Origin of the sequence: Tundrisphaera lichenicola (assembly GCF_051175385.1) — a bacterium.
Lineage (GTDB): Bacteria > Planctomycetota > Planctomycetia > Isosphaerales > Isosphaeraceae > Tundrisphaera > Tundrisphaera lichenicola.
Genome location: NZ_CP195106.1, coordinates 519,671 through 535,480, shown reverse-complemented (window position 1 = coordinate 535,480; position 15,810 = coordinate 519,671). Strand labels below are relative to the sequence as shown.

The window sequence follows — 15,810 nt, the reverse complement described above, 5'->3', positions numbered from 1 at the left end:
CGAAAGTTTCAAAACCCTGCACGTTCCGAGATTTGATAAAGTCGCGCCACGGCTACCGGTCGAGGCGTCTGCCGCCCGGGCCGAGAACTTCCACGAGAGCGACTCCCCCCTCGCTCGACTTCCGATGCTCCTCCAGCCACGAGGGGAACTCTCGGAGGCTTCGAGGTGGCCTGAAGCCGTCGACACGGCCTCAGCCGTGGGAGGTGATACCGATTCCCGGCTGGTCGGGCGCTCGGTTTCTCACGCCATGCCGGCCGGGATATTCTCCGTCGAGGCCCACTTCGTCGAGCCATGTCTTAGCTTATCGTCATGGGATCCTCTTCGACCGGCGCAACGGTCCCGGGGTGATCGCCCGAGAGACCCGTTCGCCCAACTCGACGACCTGTAAGGATTGCACACCATGACGCTCCTCGAAGGCGCCTCCTCCTTCTCGAAGTGGAAGAACCGGCCGACTCGCCCGGCTCGCCGGGCCGCCCGAGTGTCGGGCTTCGAGACCCTGGAGAGTCGCCAGCTCATGGCCACGTTCGCGGTCACGAACCTGAAGGCCTCGGGCCCGGGTTCGCTCCGCGAGGCGATCCTGCGAGCGAACGCCCTCCCGGGGGCCGACACGATCGACTTCAGCCGGCCGGGCACGATCAAGGTCGGCCGGAACTCGCTCCCCTCGATCACCGATACCCTGACCATCGACGGGACCTCGGCCCCGTCCTTCGCCGGGTCGCCCGTCGTGACGGTGAACCTCGAAGGGACGAAGGGCTTCCAGTTCGCCCGAGGGGCGGACCGGTCGATTCTCAGCTCGCTCTCGGTGATCAACGCCGGCAACGCGGGGGTCACGCTGGTCGCGTCTCACGTCACGGTCGAAGGGAACTTCATCGGCCTCCAATCCGACGGCCGGACCGTCGCGGCCAACAAGGGGGACGGCATCCAGATCAACGCGTCCTCGCACGACAACCTGATCGGCCGGAGTGACCCGGTCACGGGCATCGCTTACCAGACTCCGAGCGTCATCACCTCGGCCCCGGTCTCGGCCTGGCAAGGGATCCGCAACGCCGCCTCAGGGTCGGGCTACCTGATCGCGGGGACCTCGGGCACCAACGGGCTGCTCTACCAGGGGCCGATCTCCGGCGGTGGCGTTACCTCACTGGTCAACGTCCCGGGCGCGACCGCCACCAGCATCTACGGCCCCGACACGCTCGCTAACGGCGTCCTCCGCCTGGTCGGGAGCTACAAGACCGGCAACGACACCGTCCAGGGATTCCTCTTCGAGGGGACCGACGCCGACTTCGCGAATGCCGGCAACTACACCACCATCGACTATCCGGGCGCGATGTACACCTACGTCCACAGCACGATGGGCGGGCTCGCCGTGGGCAACGCCGACGGCCCCGAGGGGAACGCGCCGCTCGGGACCGGCCACGCCTTCCTCTACGACGTGGCCTCGAAGTCGCTCCTGCCCGACATCATCTATCCGGGCTCGACCACCACCACGGCCTACGGGATCTGGTACAACGGCGGGACCAGCTACACCATCTGCGGCGGCTACACCAGCCCCTCCATCGCCAACGGCGCGGTGGCCAACGCCTACCTGGTCGACTACGATTCGGCGACCGGGAAATACTCGCAGTGGACCTCCTTCGCCTATCCCAACGGGCTGGTCGGCCAGGACTTCATCACCCACTTCGAGGGGATCAGCAGCGATGAGAAGGGCGTCTACACCCTCGTCGCCGACTCGGTCCAGGTCGGCTCGAACAATCCGGTGCAGGGCTCGTTCGTCAGCGTCCGTCGGAACACCGACCGGAGCTTCGGGCCGGGCCAGTGGGTCGACCTGAACGACCCGACCGTCCCGGGATTCGTCAGCGCCAACTCGGTGGCCGGGAACCAAGTGGTCGGCGTGATCTTCGGGCCGTCGACCCAGTCGTACCAGGCGACGGTCAACGTTGGCTTCCGGCTTTCCAACGTCATCAGCGGGAACGGCGGCAACGGGATCGGGATCTACGGGTCGAACGACAACACGATCGCGATGAACAACATCGGGACCGACGGGACCGGCACGCGAGCCCTGGGCAACAAGGGGAACGGAATCCTGGTCACGAAGGGGGCCCGGGGGAACATGATCGGCGGCCAGGCCACGGGCGGCAACAACCCCACGGCCGGGGTCTTCGTCCGGCCTCCTCAGGGGAACCTGATCTCGGGCAACAAGGCCAACGGAGTGCTGATCAACGCTCGATCCAGCGATACGCTCCTGAGCGGCAACTTCGTGGGGACAGCCGCCTCGGGGAACTCCGCGCTCGGTAACAAGCTCGATGGCGTGGCGATCGTCGACGCCAACGACAACAAGTTGATCGGATGCACGTTCCAGCAAGATCCGTTCGTCTTCTACAACGTGCTGAGCGGCAACGGCGGCAACGGCCTGCGGATCCACAACTCGAACAACACGACGGTCCAGGCCAACTTCATGGGGGCGGGTGCCAACAACGCGTCGGTCGTGGCCAACGGCGGCGACGGGCTCCTGGTCTCGGGCAATTCCCGGAATACGCAGGTCGGCGGCGTGATCCCGCTGGGCAACGTGATCTCGGGCAACGACGGCAACGGGATCGAGGTCAAGGACCGGGCCAGCGGCTTCATCTCGTTCAACACGTTCGCCGGGGTCTTCGCCTTCGGGGGGTCGGCCCCGAACAAGAAGGACGGCATGCTGATCACCTCCAGCGGCGGCAACAACCTGCTCCGCACCAACATCGTCTCGGGCAACCTCGGCAACGGGATCGAACTGGGGGGGAACGCGACCGGGGTGGAGGTCACCCAGACCGCCGTGGGGACCAACACCTCGATCATGTATGCCATCCCCAACCATGGCGACGGCATCCGGATCTCCGGCCGGGCCCACGGCAACGCCATCGGCGGATTTCAGCGTTCGGTCGAGCCCCAGGTGACGGTCTCGGCGAACCTCGGCTACGGGATCGCCATCGTCGACAAGGCGCATGACAACGTCATCTACAACACCAACATCGGCACCAACTTCGATGGGTCCGTCGCCCTGGGCAACACCCGGGGCGGGATCCTGCTCGGCCCCGGGACATCGGGCACCACGATCGGCGGCGGGTCGAGCACCGACCGGGTCGTGATCAACTACAACGCCGGCGCCGGGATCACCATGAAGTCGTCGGGCCGCAACAAGGTTCTGGGTTCCCAGATCCAGGCCAATGCCGGCGGCGGGATCGTGATCGACGGGGGAAAGAACAACCAGGTCGGATCGAATGTCGCCGGGAACACGATCTCTCACAACGGAGGCAACGGCCTGACCGTGGGAGGGCTCGTCCACGGCTCGACCGTCCAGGGGAACCAGATCAACTCCAACACGGGCGATGGCATCCTGCTCAAGAAGGCCCGCAGGCTGATCATCGGCGGCCCCATCCCGGGCTCGGGCAACCAGATCCTCTCGAACTTCCGCTTCGGCCTGGAAGCGACCGGGAACTGCGCAGGGACCGCGGCCCGGGGCAACACGATCGCGAACAATGTCCTGGGGAACGTCAACCTGGCGAACTCACGAGGAGTCGTCATCCTCCCGTGAGTCGCCCCCCCTCGGGGTTCTCACCGGGCGATGCTCGCCCCCAGGGATTGAGCATCGCCCGGTGAGCGACACAGGGAGGTCGAGGGGCGGGATTGATCGTGCCCGGACGGCTCGACCACGCCCAGGACTCGGGGCTCGGGACCAACCCGGCACTGATGGGGTTAAGGCGGAGGTCTCGTCCGACCGCCCGGCCGTAGCCCTCCCCGTCGATTCTTCGGGCCTCGCGACGGCCCAGGAAGGCGCAACCGGGCCTTTGGCCATGTCGGGCCGCCGGGAGAGCTTCCTCCGATGCTCATACGCCGCCGCCTCCAGATCCCGAGACTTTGACTACCAGACTCGCAACGGGCGAGGACCTTCGATGATCGGGTGACAAATCCCACGGTTCGGGATACCTTGGCCGTCGTTCGCGAAGGGGATCGGTAACCTGGCAATCGTCGAAGAGGGCCGAAACTTGAGATCATTCCTGAAGCGACGCGACGTGGCGAAGGCGTGCGTTTGCCTGGCAATCGCCTCCCTGCCAATGCTGGGTCGGGCATCGTCGGCGAAATCGGAGGATGGCCTGAAAGTTGGAACGTTGCGCGTCGGTAAGATCCTGTTTCTCGGCAACAGCATCACGTTGCACGAACCGGCGCCGAAGATTGGCTGGACCGGCAACTGGGGCATGGCCGCAAGTGCTCCCGAGAAGGACTACGTCCATCTGTTGCTGGGCCGGGTCGCGAAGGCGGCCGGTGGGACGCCGAAGGTGATGATCCGCAATATCGCCGACTTCGAACGAAATATGTCCGGCTTCAACATCCCTGAGGCCCTGAAGCAGGAACTCGCCTTCGAGGCCGATCTGCTCATTCTCGCGATTGGCGAAAATGCCACCTCGCCGAAGACCGACGAAGCCCGCAAGCAGTTCTCCGACGCCATGAGGGACCTGCTCTCCCAGCTCGGCCAGCACGGGCATCCGAAGCTCTTCGTCCGGGGCCAGTTCTGGCCGGACGCGGAAAAGAATCGCCTCCTGAAGCAGTCCTGTGCCGAAGTCGGAGGGATTTTCGTGGACCTCGGCGAGATGGGAATCGACCCGGCGAACTCTGCCCGGTCGGAACGGAAGATTGAGGATGAGGGGGTCGCCGGCCATCCCGGCGACAGGGGCATGGCCGCCATCGCCGACGCGCTTTGGAAGGCCATGAAGCAGGAAGGGGAGGCGAAGGACTGACGGCGTCATCCCCGGCCGAGGATTGAGGCGAACGGCTCAATCCTTCGGCGCAAGCTCGGGGTGCTCCTCCGCCCATTCGAGGTATTCGGCGATCGTGGTGAAGGTCTCGAACCGGTAGAGACGCCCCTTATCCTCGACGGGCTCCATCGAGTTGTTGGACCACGCGTCGTCGGTCCGCTCCATCCAGTCGTTCAGACGGGACTCGAGACTTGCCAGCTCGTTGGCGTGGGCAGGATCGCGGGCCAGGTTCTTCTGCTCGTAGGGATCTTCCTCGAGGTCGTAGAGGACCCACGGTCCGGCCTCGGTCCGGGCGTACATCCATCGGTCGGTCCGGATCCCTCGCCAGGGGTGGGGGGTCCCGTCCCCGGCGAAGGGGACGAAGATCTGGAAGAAGGCCGAATCCGGACCCCGGTCGGTCGTGCCGAGGACCACCCACGAGAGGTCGGTGCCCTGCATCCCGGCCGGGGCCGGCAGGCCGGAGAGCGCGAGCAAGGTCGGGGCCAGGTCGACGTGACTCAGCAGCGCATCCAAGGTCCGACCGGCCTCGATCCGGGCGGGATATCGGACGATGCCGGGCACCCTGATCGACTCCTCCCAGGGCTTCCGCTTCAACCGCTGGCCTTGCGAGCCTAGCATGTCCCCGTGGTCCGAGGTGAACACGACGATCGTGTCCTTCGCCCGCCCCGAGTCCTCCAGCGCCTCCATCAGTCGCCCGACCTGCTCGTCGACGGCGGTCATCGCGGCGTAGTAGGCCGCCAGTTGCTTCCGGGCCGCGCCGGGGTCGTTCCCTTCCCAGTTGGGACGCAGGGTCAGGCGGGCCGGGTCGTAGAGGTTCATGAACTTCTCGGGGGCCCCGTAGGGGTCGTGCGGCGGCCCCATCGAGACGACCAGGAAGAACGGGGCATCCCCCCCCTGCCCCAGGAACTCGATCGCCCGGTCGGTCCAGACCTCGGGCTCGAACCGGTCCTCGGTGATGGGCCGGTCGGTGTCGAGGAAGTAGGTGGGGTGGAAGTGGGTGTGGCTGCACTCGCTGGCCGCCCAGTACTCGAACCCTTGCCGACGAGGCCCGGGCGGGACGAAGCCGGGCTGGCGCTTGCCGCCGTCGAGGTGCCACTTGCCGATGAATCCGGTCCGATAGCCCGCCTTGTCGAGGATCTCGGCGAGGGTCGTCTCCGACTCCCTCAGCCGGAGGTCGTTGGCGACCATCCCGTTCTTGTGGGGGTACTTTCCGGTCAGGAGGATCGCGCGAGCCGGGCAGCAGACCGGCGTGTTGGCGAAGGTGTTCCGGAACAGGACCCCCTGCGATGCCAACCGGTCGAGGTGGGGCGTCCGGACCTCGGCGTTGCCCATGCATCCCAGGTCCATCCCACGCCACTGGTCGGGCAGGATCAGCAAGATGTTGGGTCGATGAGCGAGCGAGGGCTCGGCCCCGATCACGATCGCCGACAACCCGAGGTTCGCCAACAAGAGGAGGAAGGCCGACCGGATTGTCATGGCGGAGTTCCCCAGGGGCATCGACGCGCGGGCGTCGGGGTTCAGGGCACGGCCCATTGCACGAGCAAGGCCCCGACGAATAGCAGGCCCAGCGTGGCCGAGGAACCGACCAGCAGGACGACCGCCGTGGCCCCCAGGGCCTCGAGATGCGAGAGGAGGCTCTGCGCCTCGCCGAACGATCCGAGGGTCTGGAACAGGGCCATGATCGCGCCCAGGACGACCACGACCGTCCCCAGGCCGGTCACGAAGACGATCACCGCGACCCGCCCCACCTCGTCGCGAGCGATCCCCATCGCGACGGCCAGCACCAGGATGATGAACAGGAGGTTCGAGAGCCTCATCACCCCCTCCGGATCAACCGAGGACTCATCCAGCGGCCGACGGTCCTATCACGACGAGGATCGATTGTAGGAAATCGGTCGAGATCCGGCCAAGCGTCTTTCCGGACGATCCCCGGTTTGTTCCCTGCTGGCGACTCCTTCCCGGGTGACGGGGGGATTCCCGAATCGTTCCGCAACTCTCGTCCCGTGAGAGTCTACCACCAGATCACGCTCTCCTCACCAGATCACCGCGTTGATCCCCATCTTCGCCCGGACGATCACCCGCCCATTCTGGATCTCGACTCCCGCGATCAGGTTGCCATGACCCTCCGACTGCCAGAGGCCCGCCTGATGGGCCCAACCGCCCCGAGCGTGGTACGCCAGGATGAACCGGTCGATCGATTCATTGCGGCAGACGCCCAGGCTCAGGCCGCCGACGGAAGCGTAGAGCCCGGGACGAGGGCCGTTTTGATGGACGAATGACAGCACGATGGCCGAGGCCGCCACCAGCGCAATCCATCGACGAACCGTGAGATGAGGTGCTCGCATGCGGGCATCTTATCGCACGCGAGCGGGGACGCATCACCCATCGCCAATAAGGTGAACCCTGCTCACATCATGCGTGAATTCTACTCACAATAACATTATATCATATCTCAATCTTGCGGCACCAGACACCATCGAATCGCCTCGATTTCGGAGAGGCCGGGGGGGACGGCAGTCTGTCCCCCCCGGGTGGAGACGAGTCGATCGTGAAGCTCGCGACGAAGCCGGTCGACGACCGGGGCCAACTCGGGCCGGTCGCGGAGATCGGTGGCCTCATCGGGGTCGGCCTCGAGGTCGTAGAGCCGCTCGTAAGGGCCGGGGAGCGGGTTGGCGGTCTCGTACCCGTCCAGGCGTCGCCTGGCCCCGGTGCCGGCGATCAGCTTGTATCGGTCGGACCGGACCATCGCCTCCTCGTTCTCCAGGTACTCGCTGAAGGCGAACTCGCGCCCCTTCGCCCCCGGCTCGCCCATCGCGAGCGCCTTGAGGCTCCGGCCCTGGAGGTCGGGCGGGGAGGGCTGACCGGCGAGCTCGAGGAGGGTCGGCAGGACGTCGACCAGTTCGACGAGATCCGCCACCCGCCGGTCGGCGGGCAGGTGGCCGGGCCATCGGAGGATCAGGGGGACTCGGGCACCCGGCTCCAGCAGGACGTGCTTCTCGAACCGGCCGTGCTGGCCGACGAGATAGCCGTTGTCGCCGAAGTAGACGACGATCGTGTCGTCGGCCAGCCCCGAGGCGTCGAGGGCGTCGAGGGCCCGGCCGATCTGGTGGTCGAGGAACGACAGCGAGGTGTAATGCGCGGCGGCGATCCCCTGCTTCTCCCGGGGGGACAGGTCGGTGAAGATCTTCGGTTGGTTCGCCCGGTCGGCCTCAGAGACCGGCGGGACCGGGAAGTCCTCGGGGCGAAACCTCCCGGCCCACTCGTCGGGGAAGATGAACGGAGAATGTGGTTCGGAGAAGCCCAGGACCATCAGGAAGGGGTTGGATCGGGATTGGTCCTTGTGGCGCACGAAGAACTCGGCGGCCCGATCGACCAGGTAGGTGGATTGCATCGCCGAGGCGGGCAGGCCATACGATCGACCGGCCGCGTTGAGCCAGACGGCGGCGGGGTCGACGAACGGCCGCCATTTGCGCCGACGATCGCCGCCGGGCGGCATGTGATCGCGGAGCCACCGGTTCCAGTCGGGCGCATCGATCCGCTCGGCGAACCCGTGCTTGGCCGGTCCGTTGAAGTGCATCTTGCCGAAAGCCGCGGTGTCATACCCCAGGTCGCCCAGCCATTCGCCCAGGGTCAGGGCGTCGTCGGGCAGCGGGGTCGTCAGGCGGGTCACTCCCACGGCGTGGGGGAGCAGCCCGGTGATGAAGGACTGCCGGCTGGCCGTGCAGACCGGCGAGGAGCAATAGGCCCGGTCGAACCGGACTCCCTGCCGGGCCAGGGCATCCAGCCGAGGTGTGGCCCGATGAGGGTCGCCGTCGATCCCGAGCGTCCCGCCGGCCTGATCGTCGCCGATCAGGATCAGGATGTTCGGGCCCCGGGGGCTCCCCTCGGCGGGCTTGGGGGGTCTCGGGCGGATCGGTCGGCCGTCGTCGGGATGGGCGAGGCTCACCGGGGCGAGCAGGAGACACCAGGCGACCAGCCGGAACCAGCTTCGACGCTTCGGCATGCTCCGCTCCTCCCGTCCCAGTCCTGGTCGTGCAGGGCTCGCCCTGCCCAACCTCATCGGTCAATCATGCCACCGACGAGCCCTCAAGCCCTGCTCACTTGTAGAGAAGATACTTCTCCCGGACCTTGGCGAACTCGGCCAGTTCGCCGTCCCAGGTCGAGCGGATCGCCGAGAGGTCGGCCCCCGAGAGGAGGGCTTCATAAGCGTCGCGGTCGGCCAGCATCTTGAGGAACCCTTCGGGCTGCCACTGCTTGGGATACATCGAGCGGAGGGTGATGGCGATCGAAATACCCAGGTCGACCGGCTCGAAGGTGGCCCAGTCGGTGATCGCGATCTGCACTCCCTTGCACTCCTGATCCTTGAACTGCCGCTCTCTGGGGCTGAACCGGACGGGGACGAACCGGACGCCCGGCAGGGCCAGTTCGTTGAGGGCCTTCGCAAAGGCCCGATCGTCGATCCAGGGGGCACCCAGGCGCTCGAACGGGGTGTCGGTCCCCCGACCGGTGGCGAGGTTGCTGGCCTCGAGGAGCCCGACGCCGGGATAGAGCAGGGCCTCGGTCAGGCTCCTCATGTTGGGCGAGGGGTTGGTCCATTCCAGGCCGGTCCGGTCGAAGGTGTCGGACCTCCTCCAGCCTTCGACGGGGATCACGGTCAGGTCGGCCCCGATGGATCGCTCGGCGTTGAAGAGCTTGGCCATCTCGCCGACGGTCATCGCATGGCGGACCGGCAGGGCGTGGTGGGCGATGAACGAGGCGAAGTCGGCGTCTCGGACCGGTCCCGCGATGGCCTCGCCGCCGATCGGGTTGGGCCGATCGAGGACGATGACCGGGATGTGGTTCTCTCGGGCCGCCTCCAGGACCAGGCCGAGCGTGCTGATGTAGGTATAGTACCGCGTGCCGATATCCTGGATGTCGTAGACCAGGACCTCGACCCCGGCCAGGCTTTCGGGCGAGGGCTTGCGGGTCTTGCCGTAGAGGCTGAAGATCGGCAGCCCGGTTTTCGGGTCCTTGGCGTCGGCGACCGTGGTGTCGACCTCGCCCCGGATGCCGTGCTCGGGGCTGAACAGCGCGACCAGTTCGACGTCGGGGGCTCCGAAGAGGAGATCGATCGTCGGGACTCCCGCCTTGTCCCGCCCGGTGTGATTGGTGACCAGGCCGACCCGCTTGTCCTTCAGCTCGCGGAACTCGCGACGGGCCAGGACATCGATGCCGCAGTCGACCGGCCGGATCGCCGGGAGGACGGGAGCCGAGGGGGCGGGGACGACGGCCGATCGCTCGACGACCCTCGGGGAAACGTCCATGATCGACGAGGCGACCAGCGTGGCGACCTCGGCCCGGAGCGCGACGGGGCTGCCCCCCTTCCCGTCGGGGTGGAGCCGGCTGGTCAGTAGGATCACGAAGGTCTCGGTCTCCGGGTCGATCCAGATGCTCGTCCCGGTGAAGCCGGTGTGGCCGAAACTTCCGGGGCCGAAGAGGCTACCCCGCGGAGAGCTGAACGAGGTCTCGATATCCCAGCCGAGCCCGCGCCGCTGCCCTTCGGGGGTCGAGCCGGGGTCGGTCATCGCTCGGACGGTGAGCGGCGAAAGGATACGCTTGCCATTCGGGCCCTGGCCGCCGTCGAGGATCATCTGCGCGTAGATGGCCAGGTCGTCGACGGTGCTGAACAGCCCGGCGTGACCGGCCACGCCGCCCAGGGCTCGGGACCTCGGGTCGTGGACCACCCCCCGGATCATCTTGCCGCCCTCGGGCTCGGTGGGAGCGACACGGGCGAGGGGCGTCGGCTCGTCGACCGGGCCGCCGACGGGCCGGAAGCCGGAGTCGACCATCCCCAGGGGATCGAAGATCGTCGCGCGGGCGAACTGGTCGAGCGACTGCCCGGAGATTTTCTCGACGAGTCGGCCCAGGATCAGGTAATTCACATCGCTGTAAATAAACGCCTCGCCCGGGGGCCGGGTCGGGGCCAGTTCGGCGATCCTGGACCAGGCTTTCTCGGGGCCGTCGGCGTAGTCGGCGATGGGGTTGTCGGGGATCAGGCCGGTCCGATGCCGGAGGAGCTGGTCGATCGTGATCGCGTCCTTGCCGTTCCCCTTCAGTTCGGGGAGATGCCGGACGATCGGGTCGCTCAGGCGGAACTTGCCGCGCTCGAGGAGGACCATGACCGAGGTCGCCGTGGCCACCGGCTTGGTCAGGCTGGCCATGTCGAAGACGGTGTCCCGCGTCATCGGCTCGTCGGTCGGCTCGACCGACCGCTTGCCGAAGGCCCGAGCCATGGCGATCTTCCCCTTGCGGCCGACCAGGACCACCGCCCCCGGGACCGTCTTCTCGCCGATCGCGCGGGCGATCGCATCCTCGACCCGCGCCAGCCGCGAAGGGTCGATCCCAAGCGCCTCCGGCCGCGCCTCGGGCAGTGAAGCGATCGCGGGGGGGGTCAGGAGCAAGGCCAGGAGGAGAAGTCTCATGATGACAAACTCATAATCGGGTAATGCGGGCACCAATCGACATTTTGCCCCCTCTCCCCCGGGAGAGGGGCGACTCTGCCTCCCTCTCCCCTCGGGAGAGGGCCGGGGTGAGGGTCTTTCGAACACGTCGATGGCTCGAATAACAGTCCTGACAGAATTCCGGCCACGTGGGGGCCCCTCACCCCGGCCCTCTCCCGGGGGGAGAGGGGGGAAGAGATCCCGCATCGGCCCTCGCCCCTTCGGGCAAGAGCCGGCTCGCCAGGATCCCGACAATCACCAACGTCCCCGATCCCACGAGGGCATACCAGGGGTAGGACACGTCGGTCAGGAACTTCACGGCCGAGACCGCCGCCGTGCCCGCGATCAGGCCGACGAAGGCCGCATTCTGCCCGACATCCTTGGTCCAGAGGCCCAGCAGGAACAGCCCGAGCAAGAGCCCGGTCACGAACGAGGCGACCGCCAGGGCGTTGTCGACCACGCTGTTGCTCAGCCGCTCGGCCGCCAGGGCGACCCCAAGTTGAGCCACGCCCCAGAACGCCGTCATCCCCTTCGAGACCAGGAGCAGGTGCTTCTCGTCGGACCTGGGAAAGAGCGGCCGATAGAGGTCGTTGACGGCCGAGGAGGCCGAGGAGCTGAGCGCCCCCGAGACCGTGCTCATCGTCACCGAGAAGACCGCAGCGATCACCAGGCCGAGCAGCCCGGTCGGCAGGTAGTGGACGATGAAATAGGGGAAATACTGGTCGGTCTTCTCCAGGACCCGGTCCGGCGTCTGGTCCTGATAGAGCACCCAGAGCCCGACCCCGATCGTCAGGAAGAGGGCGAATTGCGCCAGGATCACGAAGCCGCTGGCGATCAGGGCCCAGCCGGCGCTCTTCTGCGATCGGGCCGTCAGGTAGCGCTGAACCATCATCTGGTCGGCCCCGTGCGTGGCCGTGTCCAGGACGAGGCCGCCGATCAGGCCCGCCCAGAAGGTGTACGTCTGGGTGAGCATCCCGTAGAGGGCCGATCCGGCCTCGCCGAGGGATTGCGGCCGGGCCACCCCGTCGAAGCCGAAGTTGATGACCCGGAACTTGTTGGCGGCCATCCCCCGCTGCCAGATCTCGTCCCAGCCCCCGGGGATCTGACGGACGAGGATCACCATCGCCACCCCGGCCGCCACCAGATAGACGGCGAACTGGATCACGTCGATCCAAACCACAGCCTTGATCCCGCCGAGATAGGTATAGATCAAGGTCAGGATGCCGATGACCACGATCGACCAGGACAATTCCCATCCGGTGATCTCGCGGAGGACCATCGAGGCCAGGAACAACCGGAGCCCTGAGGCCAGGGTCCGCGTGACCAGGAACAGGATCGACGCCGCCTTCTGCGTCGCCCCGCCGAAGCGGACCTCCAGGACCTGATATGCGGTGTAGATCTCCCCCTTGAAGTAGGAGGGGAGTAGCACGAGCGTCACCACCACGCGGGCCGCGATGTACCCGAGGGCCAGTTGGAGGAACGTCATGTCCCCCTTCACGGCGATCCCCGGGACGCTCAGGAACGTCACGGCGCTGGTCTCGGTGGCGACGATCGAGATCATCACCGCCCAGCCGGGGATATTGCTCTCGCCCAGGAAATACCCCTTGAGCCCTTTCGTCCCCGAGCCCGACCCGATCCGGGCCCCCAAAGCCGTGCAGCCGACGATGTAGAGGAGGAGGACGCCAAAATCCAGAGGCTGCATGATCGCTCCCGGCGCGAACTCGCAAGGGCGCAGCGGATCCCGCCGGCCGACCATCGGAGTCGCCAATCTAACGGACCGAGGCCTCTGTGGCTACGTTACTGGTCCGGGGCAAGGACTAACGGCGAGCCCTGGGGCCGTCGAGGAGTCGTCTTCGCTCGTGGCACGATAGCGTCACCCTGATCCTTGACGCGCCGGGCGAAAGAGCAAGCAGGACGCTACTTCAGGCTTCCGGCTTGCGGGCGGCGGCGGCCAGGGGTCGGAGGATCGCGAGCATCGTGTTGAGGTGGGCCAGTCGCGGTCCGAACTTGTCCACGAAGTCGGTCAGGGCGAAATCCCCCTCGACCAGGTTCTCGTGGTGCTCGGCGACGTGGTTGACCAGCTCTTCCATCAAGGCGGAGTGGACCTGTTCGAGCTGGCCGAGCGAGTCGCGGCACTGGTCGATCACCCGGTCATGCCCGGACTGCCAGCGCTCCAGCTCGGCCACCTGGCGAGCCCTCTGCTCGCGAGCGACCTGGGTGGCCTCGCGGGCCAACTCCAGTTGCTGCTGCTGATTCTGGAGGATCAGCTTCTGGAGTTCCAGGGTCTGCGACTGGAGGCCGACCATCATCTGGAGCAGGGCCACGGGATCGGCGTTGGGGCTGCCCGGGGTCGCCGAAGGTTGGCCGGTCGGGGAAACTTCCATCCGGTACGTCCATGACGTTGACGGCGAATCATCGCGTGATGGCACCCCGACCTCCTGGAGTTTCGGTGACGTGCGCTTATTTATTTGGGCGTAAACCCAGACGCTTCAGTATACGCCAAGCTCGGACCTCGGGACAGTCCAACTGGGAGGGGGCGAGGAGATCGGACAATCTCGCCGGGTGGCATGCTCACGCTCCGCGAAAAGCATGCCACCCGGGAAACAACTCAAGCCCGAGCCGAGGATTCCTCGGAGACACCCGACCACCTCCCCTTCAAGGGGCGAGGTGGTGGAACGCGTCGGCCAGCGAATCGACGATATCGCCGGCGATCATGCCGACCACGCCGTTCTGATCGCGGGCGATGTCCCCGGCCAAGCCGTGGGCGTAGACCCCGAGGCACGCGGCGTCGAACGGGTCCATCTTCTGGGCGATCAGGGCCGCGATCACCCCGGTCAGGGCGTCGCCCGAGCCCCCGGTGGCCATCCCGGGATTGCCGGTCGTGTTGACGTAAAGCCTCGTCCCGTCGGTGACGATCGTCCCCTCGCCCTTTAGCACGACGATCAGGTTGGGGGTCTCGGCCAGGGCCAGGGCGTGGGTCTCGCGGTCGGCCTGGATCTCCTCGGTGGTCCGGCTGGTCAGGCGGGCGAACTCGCCGGGGTGAGGCGTCAGGACCACGGGCCTCTTGAGCTTCGAGAGGGCCTCGGTCTGCCCGGCCAGGTTGTTCAGGGCGTCAGCGTCCAGGACCGTGGGGACCGTGACCGTGTCGAGGACCCAGCGGAGCAGCTCGCGGAGGGCGGGCGACTGGCCCATGCCCGGCCCCATCGCCAGGACGCTGGCCGTAGGCAAGAATCGGTCGAGGATCCGCTTGGACGAACCGAGCGAGGCCAGGCCGTCGGGGTCGGAGACGACCGGATAGGTCATGTAGCTCGGCTCGAAGCTGGCGACGGTCGGCTGGACCTCGTCGGGGCAGAGGACCCGGACCAGGCCCGCGCCCGACCTCAGGGCCGAACCGCCGACCAGGGCCGCGGCCCCGGCGGAACCCCGGCCCCCGGCGAAGGCCAGGACGGTCCCGTAAGTCCCCTTGTGTCCGTCCCCGGCCCGCTCTTTCATCCGGGGGAGTTTCTCGATCCGCTCAATCGCCATGATGGGAGGCACCTTTAACTTCTTCGATCTTGCCCGGGACTTCCTCGCCCGACGACCCCGCCCGGGCCTGACCGGCCCTCCGGGCGATCAGGCCGGCGACGTGGCCGCCGTTGAACCCGCCGTCGATGTTGACGACCACCACGTTCGACGAGCAGCTATTGAGCATACCAAGTAACGCCGCCAGGCCGCCGAAATTCGCCCCATAACCGATGCTGGTGGGCACTGCGATGATCGGGCAATCGACCAGGCCGCCGATCACGCTGGGCAAGGCCCCTTCCATCCCGGCGACCACCACCAGGACATCGGCCCCCTGGAGGTCGGGAAGCCGGTTGAAGAGGCGGTGGATCCCGGCCACGCCGATATCGGCCACCAGCGAGACCTCGCAGTTCCAGGCCTCGGCCGAGACCTTGGCCTCCTCGGCCACCGGGAGGTCGCTGGTCCCGGCGGTCACCACCACCACCTTGCCCAGCTGCGGCCCGGGGTCGCCCTGGCGGACCCGGAAGGTCCGGCCCATTGCGTTGTATTCCCCCTCGGGGAACTCGCGAACCAGCTCGGCCCCGGCCTCGGCCGGGACCCTCGTGACCAGCCCCCCCTGCCCGTGACGGAGGAGGGTCCGCATGATCCCGACGATCTGCTCGACCGTCTTGCCCTGCCCGAAGATCACCTCGGGCGAGCCGCAACGGATCGCCCGGTGGAGGTCGACCGTCGCAAACGCACCGGTCTCCTCCAGCGCGGCCGTCCCGACCCGCTTCGAGGCCTCGGCGGGCGAGACATCCCCCTTCTGGACCGCTTCGAAGAGACGCTGCAACTTGTGAGAATCCATGAACATCCCCAGATGGCCGATCTCGGCGATGGGCGGCGGATCCGGCGGGCGGGTTCCGGAGGCCGTGTCACGGGCCTACCCCGCGAGAAGGTCGGGATGAGTCCCGCCGTCAGCTTCGCGAGGCCCACGTTCGTCCATGCCGTTTGCCAGGAATCACCGGCCCCTCGAAGACCGCCCGACCCGGACCTCTCCCGAGGGG

The 15,810-nt window shown here is 67.1% G+C and carries 11 protein-coding genes; 2 read left to right on the top strand and 9 right to left on the bottom strand.

Translation table 11 applies throughout. The annotated features are described in order from the left end of the window. Positions 1-400 precede the first annotated feature (400 nt). On the top strand, positions 401-3,565 hold the full coding sequence (locus P12x_RS02125) for a beta strand repeat-containing protein (protein ID WP_435009177.1): 3,165 nt from the start codon (positions 401-403) through the stop codon (positions 3,563-3,565). A gap of 451 nt (positions 3,566-4,016) precedes the next feature. Further along, on the top strand, positions 4,017-4,766 hold the full coding sequence (locus P12x_RS02120; RefSeq protein ID WP_435009176.1) for an SGNH/GDSL hydrolase family protein: 750 nt from the start codon (positions 4,017-4,019) through the stop codon (positions 4,764-4,766). A 36-nt stretch (positions 4,767-4,802) separates the two neighbouring features. Here the strand turns inward: P12x_RS02120 and P12x_RS02115 are convergent, their stop codons facing one another. The 9 genes from P12x_RS02115 to larB all read right to left on the bottom strand — a co-directional run bounded on the left by P12x_RS02115 (position 4,803) and on the right by larB (position 15,611). Further along, positions 4,803-6,260, bottom strand: coding sequence for a sulfatase family protein (locus P12x_RS02115; RefSeq protein ID WP_435009175.1), 1,458 nt, complete (start codon positions 6,258-6,260; stop codon positions 4,803-4,805). Between the two features lie 41 nt (positions 6,261-6,301). Beyond that, complete coding sequence (locus P12x_RS02110; protein ID WP_435009174.1) at positions 6,302-6,601, bottom strand: hypothetical protein; 300 nt, start codon at positions 6,599-6,601, stop codon at positions 6,302-6,304. 216 nt (positions 6,602-6,817) lie between these two features. Continuing rightward, positions 6,818-7,129 (bottom strand): hypothetical protein, encoded by a 312-nt coding sequence (locus tag P12x_RS02105; protein WP_435009173.1) that lies wholly within the window; start codon positions 7,127-7,129, stop codon positions 6,818-6,820. Between the two features lie 107 nt (positions 7,130-7,236). Next, positions 7,237-8,787, bottom strand: coding sequence for a sulfatase family protein (locus P12x_RS02100; protein ID WP_435009172.1), 1,551 nt, complete (start codon positions 8,785-8,787; stop codon positions 7,237-7,239). 94 nt (positions 8,788-8,881) lie between these two features. Beyond that, on the bottom strand, positions 8,882-11,245 hold the full coding sequence (locus P12x_RS02095) for an exo-beta-N-acetylmuramidase NamZ domain-containing protein (RefSeq protein WP_435009171.1): 2,364 nt from the start codon (positions 11,243-11,245) through the stop codon (positions 8,882-8,884). A 178-nt stretch (positions 11,246-11,423) separates the two neighbouring features. Continuing rightward, positions 11,424-12,965: a sodium:solute symporter gene (locus P12x_RS02090; protein WP_435009170.1), complete on the bottom strand. Its 1,542-nt coding sequence runs from the start codon at positions 12,963-12,965 to the stop codon at positions 11,424-11,426. A gap of 220 nt (positions 12,966-13,185) precedes the next feature. After that, a complete protein-coding gene (locus P12x_RS02085) occupies positions 13,186-13,647 on the bottom strand; it encodes a hypothetical protein (RefSeq protein WP_435009168.1) in 462 nt (153 codons plus the stop codon). Between the two features lie 271 nt (positions 13,648-13,918). Then, the gene (locus tag P12x_RS02080) at positions 13,919-14,800 is read right to left on the bottom strand and encodes an NAD(P)H-hydrate dehydratase (protein ID WP_435009167.1); all 882 of its coding nucleotides are present in this window, start codon (positions 14,798-14,800) and stop codon (positions 13,919-13,921) included. Next, a complete protein-coding gene (larB, locus tag P12x_RS02075; protein ID WP_435009166.1) occupies positions 14,778-15,611 on the bottom strand; it encodes a nickel pincer cofactor biosynthesis protein LarB in 834 nt (277 codons plus the stop codon). Before larB ends, P12x_RS02080 begins: the two co-directional genes overlap by 23 nt. Positions 15,612-15,810 lie beyond the last annotated feature (199 nt).

Coding starts and splice junctions, on each gene's coding strand:
- P12x_RS02105 (WP_435009173.1), bottom strand. CDS start 7,129: ATGCGAGCACCTCATCTCACGGTTCGTCGATGGATTGCGCTGGTGGCG.
- P12x_RS02125 (WP_435009177.1), top strand. CDS start 401: ATGACGCTCCTCGAAGGCGCCTCCTCCTTCTCGAAGTGGAAGAACCGG.
- P12x_RS02115 (WP_435009175.1), bottom strand. CDS start 6,260: ATGACAATCCGGTCGGCCTTCCTCCTCTTGTTGGCGAACCTCGGGTTG.
- P12x_RS02090 (WP_435009170.1), bottom strand. CDS start 12,965: ATGCAGCCTCTGGATTTTGGCGTCCTCCTCCTCTACATCGTCGGCTGC.
- larB (WP_435009166.1), bottom strand. CDS start 15,611: ATGGATTCTCACAAGTTGCAGCGTCTCTTCGAAGCGGTCCAGAAGGGG.
- P12x_RS02100 (WP_435009172.1), bottom strand. CDS start 8,787: ATGCCGAAGCGTCGAAGCTGGTTCCGGCTGGTCGCCTGGTGTCTCCTG.
- P12x_RS02085 (WP_435009168.1), bottom strand. CDS start 13,647: ATGGAAGTTTCCCCGACCGGCCAACCTTCGGCGACCCCGGGCAGCCCC.
- P12x_RS02095 (WP_435009171.1), bottom strand. CDS start 11,245: ATGAGACTTCTCCTCCTGGCCTTGCTCCTGACCCCCCCCGCGATCGCT.
- P12x_RS02110 (WP_435009174.1), bottom strand. CDS start 6,601: ATGAGGCTCTCGAACCTCCTGTTCATCATCCTGGTGCTGGCCGTCGCG.